Source organism: Sporosarcina sp. FA15 (assembly GCF_051550195.1).
Lineage (GTDB): Bacteria > Bacillota > Bacilli > Bacillales_A > Planococcaceae > Sporosarcina > Sporosarcina psychrophila.
Map to the genome: position 1 here is coordinate 68,014 of NZ_CP188818.1, position 19,379 is coordinate 87,392.

Below are 19,379 nucleotides of genomic sequence, written 5' to 3' on the forward strand. Positions count from 1 at the left end.
ACCTCACTCCCATTTCAATAACAGCAGTTCACCACAAAATCCAGGGCCGAGTGCAGCCATTAGTCCATACTCACCGGCAGCAGGTTCACTTTCCATGAACTTCTCTAACACGTAAAGGATAGTAGGGGACGACATATTCCCATTGTGACGCAATACATCACGCGAAATATCCGTTTTGTTTTGATTAAATCCTAGGGCTGTTTCATATGCTTCAAGTATTTTTTTTCCACCAGGATGTGCGACGAAGTGTGAGATATCGTCTTTTGTTAGCCCATGATCACCGAGGAATTCATGGACGAAAGGTCCGAGCCAATTTGTTATGATAGCTGGAATGCTTTTTGAGAAAACAACATACAGTCCCGTGTTTTTCACATCCCAGCCCATAACATTTTCAGAATCGGGCATCAGTTTTGACGTGGTTGCAATAACCTTGGGCATCGCTTTTTTGACCTTCACCGAAGATTTATCCCCAGAAACCAATGCGCAAGCAATCCCATCAGAAAATAGTGAGACACCTACTAGATTACTTTTTGAATAATCGTCTTTCTGAAACGTCAAACTGCATAATTCAGCAGAGAGTACAAGGACATTTGCTTCCGGAAAGGCAAGGCAATACTCATACGCCCTGCTGATTCCAGCGGCCCCTCCAGCACAACCAAGCCCCCAAATAGGAACACGTTTCGTATCATCCCGAAAAGGAAGCCGATTCATAATACGTGCTTCAATGCTTGGTGTCGAAATCCCACTGCTTGAGATGAAGTAAATGGCGTCAATCATTGACGGTTCAATCGGTTCATCAAGCATGCCCTTCCCTTTGAGACATGACAGCACAGCTTGTACACCGAAATCGACAGTATGTTGAATGTATAAATTATTGCGCTCTTCAAAGTCATGCTCTTTTCCATACCATTCAATGGGCATACAGACATTCCGCGTTTCGATGTCGCCATTTTGAAAGACTTTTAAAAGCCTTTCAATATCATTATATTTCTCACTAAAAAGTGATCGGGTTAACTCAACTGCTTGTTGCTGTTTCACTTCATGAGGCGGTTTAAAAGTACTAACAGAAAGAATTTTTGGCATAGGCTACCTCCAGCTTCATTAATAGTACTCATTGCCTTAATATGACTTTATCAAACATTGATATTGAGCATGCCCACCATGTAAATAGGGAACTTCATGTAAAATGGAGGGAATGATGATAGGGGGGCTTTTATGTCCATAAAATTAAGCATTTTAGACCAATCGCCGATTTCCGAAGGCAGTAACGCCGTGGAATCGCTAAAACACACAGCACAACTTGCAAAAAAAGCTGAGGAATGGGGTTATACAAGGTTCTGGGTTTCTGAACACCATGACGCAACGACGCTTGCTGGGTCATCACCTGAAATACTCATCTCACATCTTGCATCTGTTACGTCTTCAATCCGTTTAGGGTCAGGTGGTGTAATGTTGCCTCATTACTCGGCTTATAAAGTAGCTGAGAACTTCAAACTTCTTGAAGCACTTTTTCCAGGACGGATTGATGCTGGGGTTGGCCGCGCACCGGGTGGAATGCCGCGTGCGACATATGCACTGCATGACGGGAACTACCGAGATGTCAATAAATTCCCTGGACAAGTGGATGACTTGCTCATGTATTTGAATGACACAATGCCAGCAGAGCACATATATCAAGGCTTGAAAGCAACGCCCATCATTGAAGAAGCACCACCAGTTTGGATGTTGGGATCAAGCCAAAGTTCCGCACTTCTCGCAGCAGAAAAAGGGTTACCGTATATGTTTGCACAGTTCATCAACGGAGAAGGAGGCCCTTCTTACGCGAATCACTATCGCAAAAGATTCCAACCTTCTGCATATTTGCAAAGGCCAAAGCAGGCAGTTGCTGTCTTCTTCGCCTGTGCAGAAACGGAAGAAGAAGCGGAGCGAATTATCTCTTCACTTGATTTGTCCATGGTCATGCTTGAACAGGGAATGCCCTCAGTTGGAACTCCTTCACCCGACAAAGCGCTTACTTATCCATATAGTCATTATGAACAGCAACGGGTTATCGAAAATCGCAAACGGATGATTGTCGGTACGCCAAAAAAGGTCCGTGCTGAGATTGAAAAAATTGCAGAAGAATATAATGCGGATGAAGTGATGCTTGTCATGATTGCTTACGATTTCCAAGATAAGCTGAAATCCTATGAATTGATTGCTAAGGAAATGTTAGTCTGAACGATTGTCTACCCTTCAACGTACGCATAACTTGTACAAAAGATGACAGAACGATGAAAAAAGCTTGTCGATAGGCTGCTGGATTTCATTCAGGGAGAGTAATGTATTTCAATTTAAGATACCAGCATAGACGAGCACTGCCTTTTGGCGGTGCTCTTATTTTGTTTTTTTGAAATCTAAGGAACTGTATAAGATAGCCCGTTAGATCTGACAAGAATAGTGAAACTGATTTGATAAAAGTAAGGAAAGAAATTTTAAAGTAAACAAAAAGAAAGAGCATGTTTTGAAAGGAATTATTCGAAACATACTCTTTCTATCTTCAATTGAAACATCGATTAGGACGGAATTTAAGATACTTATTGGTTTATTAATTGATTATATATTTGATAACAGCCATTTCTTTACCGAACCTATCACCATTATCAATAAATCCCAAACTAGAGTACAAATTATGAGCTCCCAAGTTATTTGGATGATAACCTACTACAATTTTTATTGCATTTAGCGATATAGCCATTTCTGATATCATTAGTTTAGTAGCGGCTTTACCTATACCTTTGCCTTGGAATTGCTTATCCACCATTATTCTATATACCCAATAACCATCAAGTTCCTCTTGAACAGAATTGTACATCAAAAAACCAACTACTCTTTCTTCAGCATAAATAGCATATGGCTTTAACGTAAGTTCAAACTTTGATTGAGCTATTGATATTGCATTTGGCTCAATATATTCTTGTTGTTCTTTTGATACCTCTAATTCACAACAGTCATACCAGTTTTCTGCATTTAGTTCTACAATTTTCACATTCTCTGTACTCATAATTTTCCCCTTTCAAAATTCGGGGAAACACTAAACCAATTTGTTAATTAGTCGCTATCCCCTTGTAGTCGTCAGTAATAAAAGTGATTTTGTTTGTCATAATGAACGCCTCCTCTTACTATTTCTCCCTATTAATTATCAGATAATTTGTGAGCATTTTGATTATATCATATTAATTATCATAAATATCCAAATTTCACTATTATAATGTTGAATAAATGAATACCTATATAAACTGAGCGAAGGCTACCCCTAGGGCCGTAGTGGGTTTGAAAGGAAATCTTTATTTCAACTTATATAGGACCTATAGTGGAGTTACATGACTGGTATTTTAAAACATTCAAAAAATCCTGTTTAAATAATACAGAACTTCTGATCAACCTCTATAATAAGTAATCAGACCTTATCGGGAATTCTCAAATTACACCAATGGACCTTTTATCTGTAAGTGATGCTGTTCTCCCAAAATATTGAGTGCAGGCAGCAAAGAAATTTAATTGAAATGGAACTTTTAGTAGAGCTAAATACTCTAATTGCTAAAGCAGTATGTGGGAAGGGGGCCTGACGTTTGTGGTCACATCGATTTTGGATTCTAAACGACTCAAAAAGATTAAAAAGCAAGATATGAATGCAGTGGTAGATTGGTTTGATGAAAGAAAATCCAAGTTTTATAAAATCGGTTGGTCCTATCTTAAAAATCACCACGATGTTGAAGATGTTTTTCACAATACCATTATTAAAGTGCATGACAAAATTGGACAATTAAAGGAAGATAGATATTTTGAAACTTGGGTGACCTCAATATTTATCAATGAATGTAGAGCAATTTACCGAAAAAGGAAACAAACAGAGATGAATAGTCTGCAAGAACCGTTGGATAATAACCCACTTGAAACAACGGTAGTAGTATTGGAAGAGTTAGATAAACTGGATGAAATACATAAGGAAATTATTATATTAAAGTACCTTCAAGGTTACTCCCAGAAGGAAATTGCACTTATTCTAAAACTGCCAGTAGGGACTGTGAAATCGCGATTGTATAGGGGTCTTATGATACTTAGAAAAACAATCGAAGGCGGTGAAGACCATGGATTGTAATGATGTTCAAGAGCATTTCATTGATTATTTGGAAGAAAACCTTGGAGAGTTGACAAGGAAAAAGATTGAACAGCATTTAACTGAATGTGAAAACTGCAAAAAGGACATGAAAGAATTACAGATGATTGCTGTTATCCTTGATTCTGAAAGTGATTTAATTCAGGTCCCGGACGATTTTATGCGTAATGTCAGAAATACAGTTTCTAACACTCAGGAAAGCAGGCAAAAGAAATCTAAACATCGAGCAACGATGGGAATAGTGGCAACACTTTTCTTAACGTTATTCGTAGGGACAGCTGTTGCAACGAATAGTTTTACAAGTGTAATGGATTGGTGGAAAGATTTAAGTAACAATCAAAATGAGCAGATGCAGGACTATGTTCAAAATGGTTTAGGTGAATATCTAAACTTAGAAGCAGAAAGCAATGGAGTGAAGGTAACAATAACAAGTGTAGTTGCTGATGACATACAGACGCTCATCTATTATGAAATTGAGGATCAACTGAAGGACAATAATTATATGATCAATTACAACGAAGGCCTGCAAATCACTAATCAAGATGAAATTTGGGTGAGTAAAGATGAACCTTCATACTCGCCTGTCAGTAGTTCTCTAAGCATCTATTCAGAAAGTAACCATGTGTATAGAGGCAGACTAGGTGCTGCACCGATGTCTACTGATGAGGGAACAATTCATTTGGAGCTTAGCAAGCTTGAGAAATTGAGTAATACTCCTAAAGATACAGAAGGCTCTCAAAGTATATCGATTGGCACCAATGAATTTATTGAAGGAGATTGGCGTTTTGACATTCCGGTTAAGAAACATCCAGCAATTGTACATGAATTTCAAGTTGAAACTGAAATTGATGGAAATCCGGTTATATTTGATAGACTGACGATTGCACCGACAATAACGGTATTGTCTTATCGATACCGCAATGAAAATCCAAATAGAAAGATACAATACCTGACAATTGCTAGTCTCGAAAGTAAAGGAAAGCATGTGTATGATCAACTAGGCTTGGCTGGTTCTGGTGGCGGCGGGAGTGCAGATGGCTGGAATTCAGTGGAAACAACATTTGAGTCGCTCTATTTTGAAAAACCAACAGATGTCCTTATTCACATTGGAAGTGCTTCATATTCAATAGAAGAGCAAGCGCAATTTGCCGTTGATGTTTCAAAAGAGTTGCCACAAACATTTGAGTATGGGGGAAATAAAATATCCATTAAACAAATTGAAGTTGGAGAGCGGACAAAAATTGAGATGACTGAGGAGCTAGATCCTAAGAGGGTCTACGAAAGACTCGACTATCGTTTTTATGACAAAGACGGTCGGGGGTCATCAGGTGGCACAAACGTGGATGGATATTATATTGATAAACATGGCGGGAAATATAAAATAAATGAAAATTTTCACCGTCTAAATGAACTTGAACATCCAAGATTCTTCTCTACTGAGCATCATATCGAGTTGTATAGGGATGATAAGGAGGGGGATTTTGTTCCCGCTGTGCTAGAAATGGAAGGCTATTCAGTAACTACGTTTTACGATGATATAATTGAGATTTCATTTGAATGATTGTTTTAAGTGGAGGAATCTAAGTTTGAGCTTTCTGTGTTAATTCTTCAAGAAAGTCTTGCTAAATATGTTGAATTAAAGAATCCCATTGAATCTACAGTGGCGCTCAATAAGGAGAGAGTATTAATTCGTGGTGTGGATTATAGAAGGCTTGGCGCTTTGCTGATGCCTTTGCCGCGCCTGCGCTAGGGTGTTCATTATCGAGAGAAATGTGATTTTGAAATGTATATGCCGAGATTATAAAGTGATTACTTGTTGATACTATTTATATCTAGAAAGACGTACTCCAGCTTGCAGACTGCATCACAGCTAATGAAATGCTCTTTCTCACATAGACCATCTAGCGAAGGCGCGACTTCGTGGTAGCCAGAGTGATAAGACTGAAAGTGGTCTTCTTTCTGGCTTATCACGGGAGGCATCCACAAAGCGCCGAAGCGGTATTGGTAGGAGTTCTAGTAATAGAACTTTTCGGCGGGCTCCCAAAAGCCCTTGTAAAGCGCATACGCCGTATTCATTAGTTCAACATATATAGAAATGGATAATAATATTATTTAGATAGGTTATGCTATTAATAAAGGGGGGTTTATTTGTGAACTCATTAGCGATATTGGGGATTTTACCACTATTAATATATTTAGGTATTCTAGGATTTGGTATTTATGCAGTTCTTGCTATTATAAAAACGGCGAAACAAAGGAATGAATACCTGAAAGAAATACGTGATGAAATGAGGAAAAAGATATAAATCGCCGACATTGCTTTAGACTGAGGTAACTAGAAAAAAATAATGAAAAGAGCTATTTTATGAGGGAAAAGCATTGGAATTGATTATTGGAGTGGCTCTTGTACTGATTGTGTTTTTTTCTTCAAACACAATTGAGAAAAGTTTAAAGACCATTGAAACGCAAAACAATCGAGTAATAGATCTTTTAGAAGAAATAAGGGACAAAAAATAACGATACTGACAAAAAAGAGCCCAACCGATTATGGTTTGGGCTCTCTTTCTATTTTTCATAAGACGCTTACTGGTTTTTTCTTACTTATCTACAAGTTCCGTACACAACTTTTTTAAACTTTCTTCGAACTTCAAATCACTCTCTTTTGAACGCTTTTTTGGGCCGCGTAGTCGTCCGCCAGCCATTCGAACTTTCTGGGCGGTATGGCGAGCATATAACAGCTGGTCAATATTGTCTTCCGTATAGAGTCGCCCGTTTTGGTCAATTGGATGCCCTTTTTTTGCAAGCACCATCGCGGCCAAACCATAATCTTGTGTAACGACAATATCATCTTTCTGTACACGATTTACAAGTACAAAATCAACTGCATCCGCCCCCTTAGAGACGATAATAGTCTCTGCACCATCTCGATGCATTTCGTGGGTCGTATCGCAGATAAGGATGCAGCGAAATCCGAAGGTCCCCGCTATTCGGATCGTTTCTTTCACAACCGGACACGCATCCGCGTCGATTAGAATTGTCGTCATAAAGCAGCCTCCCTTTATCTTTAGTATGCCAGATTTTATGAATAAAGAACTCGTTTTGTATTATTCTTTGGTTGAACCTGAAAAGGTTAGTTCAAAAATCGATGTACCAACAATTTTGGCGACGTTAACAAGACGGGCCTTACTTAACTTTTCAATTGTGTCCTCTGGCGTATGATACCACTCTTCCACTGGATCATAAATGAACAACGCTGCGTCGATTCCTGCATTATGAAAAGGTGTGTGATCGCTTCTATCACCGAAGTCGGTCTCGATTGGGTCACCATTTAGTGCTTCGTTCGCTTTACTTGCGACTTTTGTAACTACATTGTCTGAACCATCTATCGTTTGTATGGCTAAATCTCCAGCGTCGGCACTGCCAACCATATCCAAGTTGAACATGGCGGCAGAGCGCTTGATTTCATCTTTCGTCAAAGTACTTACATACTTTTCTGAACCGTGTAATCCTTCTTCTTCAGCACCAAAAAATAGGAATCGAATTTCTTTATTTGTTGGAATCGTTTTGAACATCCTTGCCAGTTCAAGGACAACTGCTGTACCGCTTGCATTGTCACTCGCACCGGGTGCTTTGTCGACGGAATCATAATGGGCACCAATTAGTATGATGTCATCATCCGCTTCGGAAGTGGGATGCTTAGTGGCAATCAAATTTTGTGATGCAGCCTTGTCAATACGGGCTCCTTTAATTTTAACAGCCGCGCTGACCGGGGTACCGTTTTTCACAAATTCAACAAGCTTCGTTCCTTCATCATAAGTAAGAGCTAGAGCGGGGATGAAGTCTTTGAAATGCTCTCTACCAAGCGTCCAGTTATCAATTTCCAGTTCATCAGGGAAATAGAGAAGAATAGCCTTAGCACCTGCCTCTGAAGCGGATAAAACCAGTTCATAAAAAGCAGTCTTATCAACAGCGACAAGCGCAATTTTTCCTTTTACATCAATTTTTTTGTAATCCTTTTTCAAGCCATATCCTGCATCGATCAATTGACCGTCGACATTACCCTCAACTGAATATTGAAATGGGGCAGGAGAGAGTGGGCCTGGAAAGCCTTCGACAACTAGGCCATGCGACTCCGGTATGACGTACCTTTCGAAATCAAATGGTTGAACTTCGACTTCATATCCTTCCGATTTCAATTGCGCAGTCAAAAAAGCAGCTGCCTGCATTTCCGAACTTGTGCCAGCTACTCGGGGGTTTTTCGTTAATTCACTTAATGAAGAAAAAATATTTTCAACACTTAATTCCTGGATAAATTCAGTTTGTGCTTTATCAAATCCAGGACCTTCCACGCCAGATGAACTAGCTGAACAAGCTGTCATTAGGATAGAAATTAGTAATAGGAATGGGAACAGCATTTTTTTACGGGTCATAAGATTCCTCCATTCTAATTATGGAAATTATACCATGACGATACAGTTACATTAAAATCGTGACAGGGATGGATTCACAAAGCCAGGCAAGCAACGCTACTAGAGGAAGTGAAACGGCGAGTTCTATAAATAGCAGGAGAATGCCCATGTCCTCTATTTTTATGATAATGAAGGGGAAATTACGACAGGTGACGAAAAGGTTTATAGAGTAAAGAAAAATTTGGAGGGATATATATGTTTAAAACAATCGAAGAGTTTCTTATTAACTGGGGCCATGAAAGTGAATCGACACAGAAAATCCTAAACACATTAACTGATAAGTCTCTTGATCAAGAAGTGTCAGCCGAAGACCGTACCCTTGGCCGAATCGCATGGCATATCGTTACAACGCTTGGCGAGATGATGTCACGGACAGGCCTTGATTTCGAAGCAAATCCTCACGATGCAGCTGTACCAACATCGGCTGTTGAAATTGCTGGGGCTTACCGTTCAACAAATGAAGCAATGGTTGCGGCAATCATAGAACAGTGGACTGATGAATCGTTAGCTGAATTAAAAGAGATGTATGGGGAGCAATGGGCGATCGGAACTGTGCTTGGTATATTAACAGCGCACCAAACGCATCACCGCGGTCAAATGACCGTACTCATGAGACAAGCCGGCTTGCCTGTACCGGGCGTCTATGGACCATCCCGCGAAGAGTGGGCAGCATTTGGTGGAGAAGCACCGGTCGTGTAAAGACATGAAAAAGCTGAGGACACCTGGAAATCGGTGTCCTCAGCTTTTTTTATTTGAGATTAACTAGTTAACATGGAAAACGAGCATATAGGGTTGTAGACCGAGCATATCCGTAAGCAAAACGATCATATGCCATTGCTCCCGAGCAAATCAGTAAGCAAAACGATCATATGCCATTGCTCCCCGAGCATATCTGTAAGCAAAACGATCATATGCCATTGCTCCCGAGCATATCCGTCAGCAAAACGATCATATGCCATTGCTCTCGAGCATATCCGTAAGCAAAACGATCATATGTCATTACCTCCCGAGCATATGCCATTGCTCCCGAGCAAATCCGTAAGCAAAACGATCATATGCCATTGCTCCCGAGCAAATCCGTAAGCAAAACGATCATATGCCATTGCTCCCGAGCAAATCAGTAAGCAAAACGATCATATGCCATTGCTCCCGAGCATATCCGTAAGCTAAAGGATCATATCCCATTGCCCCCGAGCATATCCGTAAGCTAAAGGATCATATCCCATTGCCCCCGAGCAAATCCGTAAGCAAAGCGATCATAAACCATTGCCACCGACCACATCAGTTCACCGAGCGAATATAAACCATCACCAACCAATCATATCCATGGTCACCCGACCGTAATCCGTCCATTATCCGACTTCAAACGAATCGTATGTTCACCAGTGCCGATGACCGTCCGTGAATTGCGTTCGCCAAATACATCGACTTTACCATGGCCCGTTTTCGTATGAATGGAGACATTTGTTGGCTTGCTAGTTGATTGAATAACAATGCTTCCGTTATCAGTTTGAAAATCAATATTTCGATCAAGGCTGTCCGTCTGAAGTGTAATACGGCCATTATCAGTACTGCCAACAATGGAACCCGTGACATGTTCGAGCTCGATTCTACCATTATCAGACTCAGCTGCAATGCTGTCCGCATCGACATGACGCATTTCAATTCGCCCGTTATCCGTTTTCGCTCGTAAATGATCGATCTGCACCTTATCGATTTCAATTCGTCCATTATCCGTTTCAGCTGTCAACGAAGTGGCAGCAATCTCTTTTAATTGGATTTTTCCATTGTCGGTATTTACACTGACTTTTTTGCAGAGTATTTTCTCAGCAGAAATCCGTCCATTATCTGTCTTCATCGCAATCGATTGATACAGCTTCATTGGAATAATCACGTTAAGGGTCACTGCTTTCATATTGAAATTGAACATGAGTAACCAGTGGCGTAAACTTTTAAGCCTGATGAACAATGTATCGCCAACGACTTCCGCAGTTAGTTTCAATTTTTCATTAGAACCAATCAATTCAACGGTCGTCATCGAACTGTCAGATGGACTGACAAATAGTGCGCCATGCTGGACGTTGATATCGACATTCAAAAACAGGTTATCTTGGATTGTAATGATTTCATTCGTTGACACGATTTCCGCCTTATTTTCCACAAATGAAGACGACTCAAGTAATTCTTCAGCAATTTTCCTAGGAGAGCCTAGGGAGGTGGCGATGTCGTTTTCTGATTTTCCATCCTCACGGCCATTCGTGAAGTATTCTTGGATATCTTGAATAATTTCATTCCGTTCCTCAGCAGGCAGTTGGTTCAATGCAGTTTCAAGTTCAACTATAAATTGGTTTTCAGTCATTCCTTACACCCTCCTCGATTAATGTATTCACGCCATCCGTGAAACTTTTCCATTCGCTTAACTGTTCATGAAGATATTCTCGGCCAGCATCCGTCAATGTGTAATACTTACGGGGAGGGCCTTCCGTTGATTCCTGCAAATAGGTCGTGAAATAACCTTCTTTTGTTAAACGACGCAACAGGGGATAAACAGATCCTTCGGAAATTGCAATTTGATCGGAAATCTTTTGCACAAGCTCATAGCCATAGCGATCTTGCTTATCAAGAAGAACAAGCACGCATAAATTCAGCACACCTTTTTTGAATTGTACATTCACTTCGCTTACACTCCTTTCACTATAGTTCAATGGACAGTACTATCTCATACAAAGTACTTGTTGACGACAATATATCATATAGTATTATTCATTGCAAGGTACTGGTTTTGTCATTTATACAAGTACTTTTCATACCCACACAATTTCCGCATATAATTTTGAGTGTTAGCCAAACTAATGTGTAAATCCGAATTGCCTCAATTGGAAAAATTGCGAGCATTTATGAGGAAGGCAAGTAACGGTGATATTCCTGGCATTTGACAATGATTTCATAGTTGGCAGGAAGAGCCTGCGTGAAAATCTTTCATTGGGGAACTATAAGGGGACAAAATAATTGGAGGTTCTCAAATGAAAAGTAATAGTCAAAATAAATTTACAGAAGCGGGTACGGACATTATGGAGGTTAAACGACAAAATGAAGAATCTGGTCTAACGTATAATGAGGTGAAAGAAATACTTGCCAAAACGGGTGGAACTGGAACCGCAATTTATAGTGATACTAATATGGAAGAGGTAAAAAAGAAAAATCTATAAAAAAGATGCCAGGTAACCGAACCGTTTTTAATGGTGTGGATACTTGGCATTTTTTTAGATGAAATAACTTCAACTTAAGGGGAGATTTTCTTGTTTTGATGGTTTACTTACACTGACAAGAGCGAAGTCACTTAAAATGCTTCAACGCCTCCCGCTTACTAAGCGGCTTTAATGGATGATCCTCCACAAATACTTTCACAAGATCTGGATCCGTCTTTGCATATTCTCGCAATGCCCAACCAATCGCTTTTTGGATGAAAAACTCCTTAGAATCTGAATGCTGTTTGATAATCTGGAATAATAGCTCGGTATCTGTCTGTTGTTTGAATTTTAATTGATGAAGAATTGCTGAACGGTTTGTCCACATATTGTCCGAAAGAGACCACTCCAACATGATTTTTTCACCATAATCGCGATCAAGTTTTACAATGTGACCTACAAAGTGAGGCGCAATTGAATCCACGCTATCCCACCATGATTTCGTTTCAATTAATTGAAGTAAAGCAGGAAAATCATCTGTCGTTAAATGCTTTTTCATTTTCTCAATCAGCGCAATTGCTGCATATTGGTACTCCCGCTTCGGCAGTTCATAAAGTTTCCACACTTCTTCAAACAGCTGCTCAGGTACAGGCAACGTATATTCGGCGAAGTGCTCTTTCAATAATTCCTTACGTCTAGGACTTTTGATACCGAGGAAAGGGAAATGATTTTTCAGATAGGCCGTCATCGGTCCAGCTAGTTCTTCATTGCGATTGGCTTCAAATAGTTCAATAATTCCTTGATGATTCCATACTGTTTTCAATGAAATTACCTCCTGACGGTGTGATTAAGAAAAGCGTATCAAAAAGAATAACTTAATGCTATATACTTGGCACTATTAATTTAGAATTCAATAGAAACTGCAATAATCTATTTGTACGACACATGAATCTAGCGACGTAGCGATATTGGAAACTGGTTCCTAGTAATAATCACAAAAAAATCACTTCCTTTCCAATTGTTAAGTGCCGAATATATAGATGATATTGAGGGATATTTCTTGAATAAATAATTTAATCGGAATGAAATAACAAAGTGCTTAATATAGAAAACAGTCCTGTGAAGCGAGTAACATTCGCATCACGGGGCTGTTGTAGTAGTGATGCTTTCTTGTGTTAAATTAAGGGAAGCTAATAATTTTAATAAGTTGAATCTATTGCATTAATAGAAGTTTTTTTATCATTTCGTTAACAAATAAATCCGCTGATTTGTGGAAGTCTATCTTTATGTGGAGGTGTAGAAATGGGGGGGCGTCGGGCGGCAAGAATGAAACAGCAAATTTTGCTTGGTGGCAATTATCCCTTATCGGAGTAGGTCGCATTATTGGTACAGGTTTTTTCCAGGCATCAAGTATTGCGATTTAAATGACAGGTCCTTCTGTTATCAGGGCTGCAAGTGCAACGTTTATCGTGTTTGAAGCACTAGCGAAAATGTCTGCAAAGGATCCGCAGCAAGGGTCATTCCGTACCTATGCCAAAAATGCATATGGACGTTGGGCCGGTTTTAGTAGTGGTTGGGTTTACTGGTGTTCGGAAATATTAATCATTGGCAGTCAGCTTAAGGCGATTTCAATCTTGTCTAGATTTTGGTTTCCTAACGTTTAGTTATGGATATTTACATCGATCTATGCCGTTTGCGGAAATTAGAAAATGTATACGCTGTAATGAAAATCGCCGCTATTTTTATGTTTATTGTGATTGCCATTTTAGCGCTGACAGGGATAATTGAGGGCAATCTAAAGGTCGGAATTCCTCAATCTGCAGTAGATTCAAAAGTGACATGAAAAAACCTGGTAATAAGGAACGTCTTCTAAGACGAACTTTTTACCGAATTTCTAAGCTAACTCAATTTTATGTAGCGAAAGTAAACCCTCAATACCCGTATATGTAAGAACAAAACAACCAAAAGACCAAAGAATTATTTTTACAAGAGGGAACTCAATAATTTGGCCAATCCCGAAATATACCATAATCATTTACAAGACATCAGCTGTTAAAGCTCCAATACCAAAAATCCAAGCATGAAAAAATCCGTTTTTAATCCCCGTGTCTAGTTGCGCCGCGTTAACAGGGCCGATTGGCGCAGCCAAGGATACACCTAAAAAGATATAGGCAACTATTGAATTCATGAAAAAGTCCTCCCTTAAAATGATATCTATGCATCTTATTCGAAGGGATTGACCTGTACAACTATCTAAAGGAGAAATTCTAATTGAAAAAGGACTTAGCAACAATCGCTGCTAGGTCCTTTTTTTACGCTATTTTATTCGTTTTTTCAATTTCTTCGACTTTGATGAACTTAAAGACAATGAACATTAGGATGAATCCCAATACACCTGCAGTAATATAGCTGACATTGAGAAAATTTTTCATAGCAAGTGACATAATAGGGGGACCAGCTGCAACACCGATAAATCTCGCTGAGCTATAAAAAGAGGAAACCGTGCCTCTTAACTCTTTTTTTATGTTTTCTGTAATAATAGCGTCGAGTGCAGGCAATAATGCACCAATAGCTATTCCAACTATACTCGTTACCGCTAACAGAAGAATCAGTTTTTTACTTGTAAACCCTACGAATATAACGCTGGCGGACATTGCGATTAAGCAAATAATCATTACTTTTTTTATGGTCTTTAGATCCCCTTTAATTTTTCGACCGGAAATAAACGAAGAAATACAAAGTAACAGAAGCGGTATGGCCAAAACAAACCCTTTTTTTATGCCCTTTATATCATGAACTTTTTCAAGGTTTTCTGATAGAAAAAATAACATACTGAATAATATCAGCATAACTAGGACTCCATTAAGGAATACGGTATACAACCATTTTCCTTCCACCTTGAATACTTTTTTTGTGTTACTTAAAAACTGCTTAAACTTTACAGGATCATCTTTTTCTTTGGGGACTTTAACAAAGAAAAAGATAAGTGCAAAAGAAATTAAACTAAGCGCTGAAATGGAGAAGAACGGCAGGAACCATAAAATAGCGGCAAATACTGAACCTAAGATGGGACTTAATACTTTTCCAAACGTGTTCGACGTTTCGATAATACCCAAACAAGAACTCATTTTTTCATCATCATCTTGATAAAGGTCACCCACAAGTGGCAAAATGATTGGCATGGCTCCAGCCGCCCCTACTCCCTGCAGGATTCTACCAACGATAATCATTGTGTATGGGTCCTCCATTTTCCATGAAGCAAACCCTGCAATCAGACCCCCGATTAAAGCGAAGATTAAACTCGGTAATATAACCATTTTCCTACCAAAACGGTCTGATAAATAGCCGGCTACTGGTATTAGAAAAATAGCCGCAACTGAATAGCTTGTAATGATCATGCTCGACTGAAATGATGTGATTCCAACCTTTTCTTCCAGTATCGGGAGCACTGGAATAAGCATGGAATTCCCTAGTGTCATGATAAGAGGAATTGAAGCCATACTTACAGTGCACCATATACTTACTTGAACCGTACTTTTTCCCATTACCACACCTCGACTAATCCTGTTTTTGACTAATAAAGGTATGGTCTCCTTGTGTGTTCATTTTATGCGTTAGATGTTTATTGTATAGTCTTTTACTAAACAGTACTATGTAAAAATGAGGGAACATACTCATCAAACCTTTTGAGGGCATATTAAAATAACGCTTGAAAAGCCTGCATGCCAAAGTAGATTCCGAAACCAATCATTATTATGGATGAAATAAGAGAGACGATTTTCAAAAGCTTGGTGGATAATAATTTACGAGCTCCGCTGGATAAAAAGGACATTATAAAATCTACTAAAATAATGCCAACCAAAATGGCGATACTATTTATAATAATTTGATATCCTGTAGAGACTCCAGCCGTATTCGCGAGTATAGAACCATATATCCCTAGCCAAAAAAGGATGGTCAGTGGATTCAACAATGACATGAAGAAACCAGATAGTATTGATTTTCTAAGTCGGACTCTTTTACCGGATTTCAAATTCATTTCAATTTTATGTAGCGATAGTAAATTTTCTATACCCGTATACAACAGTACAAAACAGCCAAAAGACCAAAGAATTATTCTCATTAAAGGCGAATCAATAAATTGACCAACGCCAAAATACACTATGAACATATACATGATGTCGGTTGTCAAAGCACCAAGACTAAAAAACCAGGCATGAAAAAAACCATTTTTAATACCCGTATTTAATAAGACGGACTTAACCGGTCCAATTGGTGCAGCCATTGATATGCCTAAAAAGATATAGGTGAATATTGAATTCATGAATAGCCCTCCACTAATATGACGTCATTTCATTTTATTCAAAGGCGATGACTTATAGGACTATTTAAAGGGGGGAATTCAAATGGAATGTTTGAGGTTGTATTCTCTGCTTTAGAAGCGTTTTTATTAACATAATATTAAGTTGCGATGGCTCCGTTCATCTGATTAAAGACAGCCTTTATATAGTGGATTTGGTTAAAAGCAATGAAAAATCTCGATTTAGTAAAGAACACTTTGCTTTGTGCTTTCCGAAAAAAGATAATTCGTTGAAGTTGGATAACTTGTGATAAACTATTTTAGAAGTCGAAATAATTTACCAGGGGGGAAATCATATGTCTAATGAAGTAAAAGTTATTTTCGCAAATGATCCAATTGTTTCTGAAAATGCTGCAATCAAACAATTCGTAGCCAATCAAAAGGCGGGGCATAGTTCTTTATTAATCGGAGAAACACATTATATTGTGGTGAAAGAGTGTAAAGAAAAAGATATGACACTAGAGAAAGTTCGCGCAACAGCAGGGAATATTGCTCGCGATGTAAGCGCTCAAAAAGCCGAAACAGCAATTGTTGAAGCAGAAGTTCTTGCGGACGCCTATACAAAGTTGGATAAAGGATCTGTGCTGACAGCATTTGCAGAAGGATGGGAACTAGGAGCGTACCAGTTTGTTACATATAAATCGGATGTCACAGCATTCCAAACTAAGCTTCATGTAGTTGGAGACGAAGCGAAACCATTCGTTGAAGCAGGGAAGATTCGTGCGGCAGCAACTGCATTCTCACGCGACTTGATGAATGAACTGTCAAACGTCTTAAATCCAGAAACATTCCCGGAAGTATTGAAAAACAACTTTGAAGGTACTGGCGTTGAAGTGAATGTGTTCGATAAAGAAAAGCTTAAGGAAATGAAGATGAACGGCGTCCTGACAGTCGCGCGTGGCAGTATCTACAAGCCTTCATTCGTTGAACTAGTTTACAAAGGTGACGCATCGAAACCGCTTGTGGCACTTGTCGGTAAAGGCGTGACATTCGATACAGGTGGCATCAGCTTGAAGAGCGGCAAAGACCTAAGTGATATGCGCATGGATATGGGGGGAGCAGCTGCTGTTTCTGGTGCACTCACATTGCTTGCGAAATCGAACGCGAAAGTGAATGTCGTGGCACTTATTCCAATTGTGGAAAACATGCCTGACAACACATCAGTTTTACCAGGAGAAGTTATTACCTACAAAAATGGATTGACGGTGCAAGTCGGCAATACCGATGCAGAAGGACGCCTCATTTTAGCAGATGCACTTATTCGTGCAGGCGAATGGAAAGCGGACTACATCGTCGATATCGCAACGCTCACAGGCGCAATCGTCAATGCACTCGGCACTGAAATCGGTGGCGTTTTCGGAGATGAAGAACTTTCTGCCCAAATGAAAAAAATCGGCGATCAAAACGGTGATTTCATCTGGCCTATGCCATTAGTTGACGCATACGAAAAGTCGCTTGACAGTGACTATGCGGACATGAACAACATCAGTTCATTAGGTGGGGCAGGATCAATTACGGCAGGCTTATTCCTTCGTCGTTTTGTACCGAAAGAAAGTAAATGGTTGCATGTTGATATGGCGGGCATGATGAGTAAAAACAGTGCTTCAGGATACTATGCAAAATCTGCGACAGGCTACGGTGCACGCCTATTGGCTGACTTTACAACATATGTTTCAAACTAAAAAAGAAAGTACTCAGTTATTATGCTGGGTACTTTCTTGTTATTTGTGAAATTGACCGTGTAGTGCTCAAATTATATAGGTACTCATACAACTAACATCTACATATTACCTCTATTTCTACCTATTATTCCTGGTAGAATGAAAGGCTGGAAACTAATCAATATAAAAAAATTAGGATTTAGTGAAATTTGGTTTTATTGCAAGAGACGTGTGCATTAGTGAATTCAGCATATGCACCTCCCAAAAGGCTCTTGTATTTTTCAGTGCGATTTACTGTACTTATACTTGTGAAGTAACTGCTGTAATTTAGAAGTAAATAGTTATTCAGGTTGTCTCATAATTCGTTTTGATGCAAAAAAGTAAACAAACCAATATATAACTAACAACTCCGAGAAAATTATTACAACCACTTTTATAAGAGGATTAGGACTAAACGAAGCCAAGTTGAAAAAAAGTAGCTGCACGATTAATAGGTTCATTAGTAGTTTTTGAAAAGACTGCTTAAGGGCCTTAATTGATACGGGATAAATACGGGAACTGTTATTTATCGAGTATTGTAAAGGAAGTAACTGGTACCCAGATAAAAATAACAGTGGAAAAGCTATAATCCAGCCATTAGCAGGAAAGAAAAAATGAATGCTAATCCCTATTAAGGTTAATCTTGCATACAAATAATAAAATTCATTATACCTAATAAACAAGTGTGAAAATAAGTATGTGTAAGAAGAAGATTGCTTATAAGTTATTACGTTCTTTATTAGCCAACCCAAGAACCTCCTGCGTTTAAACGAATGCTGAAGATGGGGGACATCAATATATAGATTAATAAATTTGTAAATCTTTAATAGGGACTTCTCTTCTTGGCTTATTAAATAGTCCCAATTAAGCCCCGTTCCTTTCTTATTAAATACATAGAACCAAATGAAGGAATTGATAATTAGTAAAGTTCCTGCAATTACCCACAGACCCGTAAACATCAAATAAATAATAGTATAAAATATTAGAAATCGAATGACTTTGTGAATTAACTTATGAAGTTTAGTAGTCATCCATTGTTCAATCCAAGTCAGCCGAATATTCAAGAGGATTAAGCCTGAAAAAGTAATAAGGACTGTAATCGAAATAATTTCAGTCTGTTTTACAAGAGGACTAATAATTATTAACATGATTAGTAGTTTGATTACATCAATAAAAGTGCTATAAAACATCGATTTTTTAAAATATGAGGATAACACTGTCTCTGCTGGCATTAAAAAGATGACATCAGCTTTTTTGACAAATGTACGAACGTCCGTCATCAAAAAAGTAAACGTAATTACTAGTGACGCTATCATTTCGGTTGGAAGAAAGGGAGGTAACCATTGAAGAAATTTCACGTAGTAATAAAGAAAAACACTACCAAAAATGATAAAGGAATAAAATACACCCATTGCAATAAGTGAAAAGTATTTTACGATTTCAACATAAAATTCCTTCAATCTTTTATCCCATATTGAATTAATTTCCATTATATCACCATGA

General features: G+C 38.8%; 20 protein-coding genes and 2 pseudogenes. 10 read left to right on the forward strand and 12 right to left on the reverse strand.

Annotated elements, in window-relative coordinates; all coding sequences use genetic code 11:
* Nucleotides 1–3: 3 nt before the first annotated feature.
* Complete coding sequence (locus tag ACP8HG_RS00425) at nt 4–1,083, reverse strand: type III polyketide synthase (protein WP_438298022.1); 1,080 nt, start codon at nt 1,081–1,083, stop codon at nt 4–6.
* 132 nt (nt 1,084–1,215) lie between these two features.
* Here ACP8HG_RS00425 and ACP8HG_RS00430 point away from each other — a divergent pair, with 132 nt between their 5' ends.
* A complete protein-coding gene (locus ACP8HG_RS00430; protein WP_338653269.1) occupies nt 1,216–2,220 on the forward strand; it encodes an LLM class flavin-dependent oxidoreductase in 1,005 nt (334 codons plus the stop codon).
* Nucleotides 2,221–2,587: 367 nt separating this feature from the next.
* Here the strand turns inward: ACP8HG_RS00430 and ACP8HG_RS00435 are convergent, their stop codons facing one another.
* Complete coding sequence (locus ACP8HG_RS00435; RefSeq protein WP_438298023.1) at nt 2,588–3,043, reverse strand: GNAT family N-acetyltransferase; 456 nt, start codon at nt 3,041–3,043, stop codon at nt 2,588–2,590.
* 570 nt (nt 3,044–3,613) lie between these two features.
* Here ACP8HG_RS00435 and ACP8HG_RS00440 point away from each other — a divergent pair.
* The 5 genes from ACP8HG_RS00440 to ACP8HG_RS00460 all read left to right on the forward strand — a co-directional run bounded on the left by ACP8HG_RS00440 (nt 3,614) and on the right by ACP8HG_RS00460 (nt 6,676).
* Nucleotides 3,614–4,141, forward strand: coding sequence for an RNA polymerase sigma factor (locus ACP8HG_RS00440; RefSeq protein ID WP_342537720.1), 528 nt, complete (start codon nt 3,614–3,616; stop codon nt 4,139–4,141).
* Entirely contained in the window at nt 4,131–5,720 is a 1,590-nt protein-coding gene (locus ACP8HG_RS00445; RefSeq protein WP_438298024.1) for a DUF4179 domain-containing protein, read from the forward strand. Before ACP8HG_RS00440 ends, ACP8HG_RS00445 begins: the two co-directional genes overlap by 11 nt.
* 9 nt (nt 5,721–5,729) lie before the next feature.
* Nucleotides 5,730–5,909, forward strand: a complete 180-nt coding sequence (locus tag ACP8HG_RS00450) for a hypothetical protein (protein ID WP_438298025.1) — start codon at nt 5,730–5,732, stop codon at nt 5,907–5,909.
* Nucleotides 5,910–6,309: 400 nt separating this feature from the next.
* Entirely contained in the window at nt 6,310–6,465 is a 156-nt protein-coding gene (locus ACP8HG_RS00455) for a hypothetical protein (RefSeq protein WP_438298026.1), read from the forward strand.
* A gap of 73 nt (nt 6,466–6,538) precedes the next feature.
* Nucleotides 6,539–6,676, forward strand: a complete 138-nt coding sequence (locus tag ACP8HG_RS00460) for a hypothetical protein (protein ID WP_187046973.1) — start codon at nt 6,539–6,541, stop codon at nt 6,674–6,676.
* Between the two features lie 80 nt (nt 6,677–6,756).
* On the opposite strand, the gene ACP8HG_RS00465 is transcribed toward ACP8HG_RS00460, so the two are convergent.
* On the reverse strand, nt 6,757–7,203 hold the full coding sequence (locus ACP8HG_RS00465; RefSeq protein WP_067206672.1) for a YaiI/YqxD family protein: 447 nt from the start codon (nt 7,201–7,203) through the stop codon (nt 6,757–6,759).
* Between the two features lie 60 nt (nt 7,204–7,263).
* Complete coding sequence (locus tag ACP8HG_RS00470; protein WP_438298027.1) at nt 7,264–8,589, reverse strand: M20/M25/M40 family metallo-hydrolase; 1,326 nt, start codon at nt 8,587–8,589, stop codon at nt 7,264–7,266.
* A gap of 234 nt (nt 8,590–8,823) precedes the next feature.
* On the opposite strand from ACP8HG_RS00470, the gene ACP8HG_RS00475 reads away from it, so the two are divergent.
* The gene (locus ACP8HG_RS00475; RefSeq protein ID WP_438298028.1) at nt 8,824–9,327 is read left to right on the forward strand and encodes a DinB family protein; all 504 of its coding nucleotides are present in this window, start codon (nt 8,824–8,826) and stop codon (nt 9,325–9,327) included.
* Nucleotides 9,328–9,452: 125 nt separating this feature from the next.
* Here the strand turns inward: ACP8HG_RS00475 and ACP8HG_RS00480 are convergent, their stop codons facing one another.
* The 3 genes from ACP8HG_RS00480 to ACP8HG_RS00490 all read right to left on the reverse strand — a co-directional run bounded on the left by ACP8HG_RS00480 (nt 9,453) and on the right by ACP8HG_RS00490 (nt 11,303).
* Nucleotides 9,453–9,587: a hypothetical protein gene (locus tag ACP8HG_RS00480; RefSeq protein WP_438298029.1), complete on the reverse strand. Its 135-nt coding sequence runs from the start codon at nt 9,585–9,587 to the stop codon at nt 9,453–9,455.
* Nucleotides 9,588–9,958: 371 nt separating this feature from the next.
* Nucleotides 9,959–10,987, reverse strand: coding sequence for a DUF4097 family beta strand repeat-containing protein (locus tag ACP8HG_RS00485; protein WP_342537726.1), 1,029 nt, complete (start codon nt 10,985–10,987; stop codon nt 9,959–9,961).
* Nucleotides 10,980–11,303 carry a PadR family transcriptional regulator gene (locus ACP8HG_RS00490; protein WP_340765795.1) on the reverse strand — a complete coding sequence of 108 codons (324 nt, stop codon included), beginning with the start codon at nt 11,301–11,303 and terminating at the stop codon, nt 10,980–10,982. The genes ACP8HG_RS00485 and ACP8HG_RS00490 overlap by 8 nt, the downstream gene beginning before the upstream one ends.
* Before the next feature lie 348 nt (nt 11,304–11,651).
* On the opposite strand from ACP8HG_RS00490, the gene ACP8HG_RS00495 reads away from it, so the two are divergent.
* Nucleotides 11,652–11,837, forward strand: a complete 186-nt coding sequence (locus ACP8HG_RS00495; RefSeq protein WP_438298030.1) for a gamma-type small acid-soluble spore protein — start codon at nt 11,652–11,654, stop codon at nt 11,835–11,837.
* 127 nt (nt 11,838–11,964) lie between these two features.
* On the opposite strand, the gene ACP8HG_RS00500 is transcribed toward ACP8HG_RS00495, so the two are convergent.
* Nucleotides 11,965–12,639 carry a DNA alkylation repair protein gene (locus tag ACP8HG_RS00500; RefSeq protein ID WP_340741633.1) on the reverse strand — a complete coding sequence of 225 codons (675 nt, stop codon included), beginning with the start codon at nt 12,637–12,639 and terminating at the stop codon, nt 11,965–11,967.
* 463 nt (nt 12,640–13,102) lie between these two features.
* On the opposite strand from ACP8HG_RS00500, the pseudogene ACP8HG_RS00505 reads away from it, so the two are divergent.
* Nucleotides 13,103–13,635, forward strand: a pseudogene (locus ACP8HG_RS00505) (amino acid permease); the annotation flags it as partial.
* Between the two features lie 90 nt (nt 13,636–13,725).
* On the opposite strand, the pseudogene ACP8HG_RS00510 reads toward ACP8HG_RS00505, so the two are convergent.
* The 3 genes and pseudogenes from ACP8HG_RS00510 to ACP8HG_RS00520 all read right to left on the reverse strand — a co-directional run.
* Nucleotides 13,726–14,004 (reverse strand): annotated as a pseudogene (locus ACP8HG_RS00510) (LysE family transporter); the annotation flags it as partial.
* Nucleotides 14,005–14,128: 124 nt separating this feature from the next.
* Nucleotides 14,129–15,316, reverse strand: a complete 1,188-nt coding sequence (locus ACP8HG_RS00515) for an MFS transporter (protein WP_438298031.1) — start codon at nt 15,314–15,316, stop codon at nt 14,129–14,131.
* Between the two features lie 197 nt (nt 15,317–15,513).
* Nucleotides 15,514–16,140 carry a LysE family transporter gene (locus tag ACP8HG_RS00520; RefSeq protein ID WP_067206695.1) on the reverse strand — a complete coding sequence of 209 codons (627 nt, stop codon included), beginning with the start codon at nt 16,138–16,140 and terminating at the stop codon, nt 15,514–15,516.
* Nucleotides 16,141–16,472: 332 nt separating this feature from the next.
* On the opposite strand from ACP8HG_RS00520, the gene ACP8HG_RS00525 reads away from it, so the two are divergent.
* On the forward strand, nt 16,473–17,858 hold the full coding sequence (locus ACP8HG_RS00525) for a leucyl aminopeptidase family protein (RefSeq protein WP_438298032.1): 1,386 nt from the start codon (nt 16,473–16,475) through the stop codon (nt 17,856–17,858).
* A 320-nt stretch (nt 17,859–18,178) separates the two neighbouring features.
* Here the strand turns inward: ACP8HG_RS00525 and ACP8HG_RS00530 are convergent, their stop codons facing one another.
* Nucleotides 18,179–19,366, reverse strand: a complete 1,188-nt coding sequence (locus tag ACP8HG_RS00530) for an ABC transporter permease (protein ID WP_338653243.1) — start codon at nt 19,364–19,366, stop codon at nt 18,179–18,181.
* Nucleotides 19,367–19,379 lie beyond the last annotated feature (13 nt).

Coding starts and splice junctions, on each gene's coding strand:
- ACP8HG_RS00425 (WP_438298022.1), bottom strand. CDS start 1,083: ATGCCAAAAATTCTTTCTGTTAGTACTTTTAAACCGCCTCATGAAGTG.
- ACP8HG_RS00430 (WP_338653269.1), top strand. CDS start 1,216: ATGTCCATAAAATTAAGCATTTTAGACCAATCGCCGATTTCCGAAGGC.
- ACP8HG_RS00435 (WP_438298023.1), bottom strand. CDS start 3,043: ATGAGTACAGAGAATGTGAAAATTGTAGAACTAAATGCAGAAAACTGG.
- ACP8HG_RS00445 (WP_438298024.1), top strand. CDS start 4,131: ATGGATTGTAATGATGTTCAAGAGCATTTCATTGATTATTTGGAAGAA.
- ACP8HG_RS00465 (WP_067206672.1), bottom strand. CDS start 7,203: ATGACGACAATTCTAATCGACGCGGATGCGTGTCCGGTTGTGAAAGAA.
- ACP8HG_RS00470 (WP_438298027.1), bottom strand. CDS start 8,589: ATGACCCGTAAAAAAATGCTGTTCCCATTCCTATTACTAATTTCTATC.
- ACP8HG_RS00475 (WP_438298028.1), top strand. CDS start 8,824: ATGTTTAAAACAATCGAAGAGTTTCTTATTAACTGGGGCCATGAAAGT.
- ACP8HG_RS00480 (WP_438298029.1), bottom strand. CDS start 9,587: ATGGCATATGATCGTTTTGCTGACGGATATGCTCGGGAGCAATGGCAT.
- ACP8HG_RS00485 (WP_342537726.1), bottom strand. CDS start 10,987: ATGACTGAAAACCAATTTATAGTTGAACTTGAAACTGCATTGAACCAA.
- ACP8HG_RS00495 (WP_438298030.1), top strand. CDS start 11,652: ATGAAAAGTAATAGTCAAAATAAATTTACAGAAGCGGGTACGGACATT.
- ACP8HG_RS00515 (WP_438298031.1), bottom strand. CDS start 15,316: ATGGCTTCAATTCCTCTTATCATGACACTAGGGAATTCCATGCTTATT.
- ACP8HG_RS00520 (WP_067206695.1), bottom strand. CDS start 16,140: ATGAATTCAATATTCACCTATATCTTTTTAGGCATATCAATGGCTGCA.
- ACP8HG_RS00525 (WP_438298032.1), top strand. CDS start 16,473: ATGTCTAATGAAGTAAAAGTTATTTTCGCAAATGATCCAATTGTTTCT.
- ACP8HG_RS00530 (WP_338653243.1), bottom strand. CDS start 19,366: ATGGAAATTAATTCAATATGGGATAAAAGATTGAAGGAATTTTATGTT.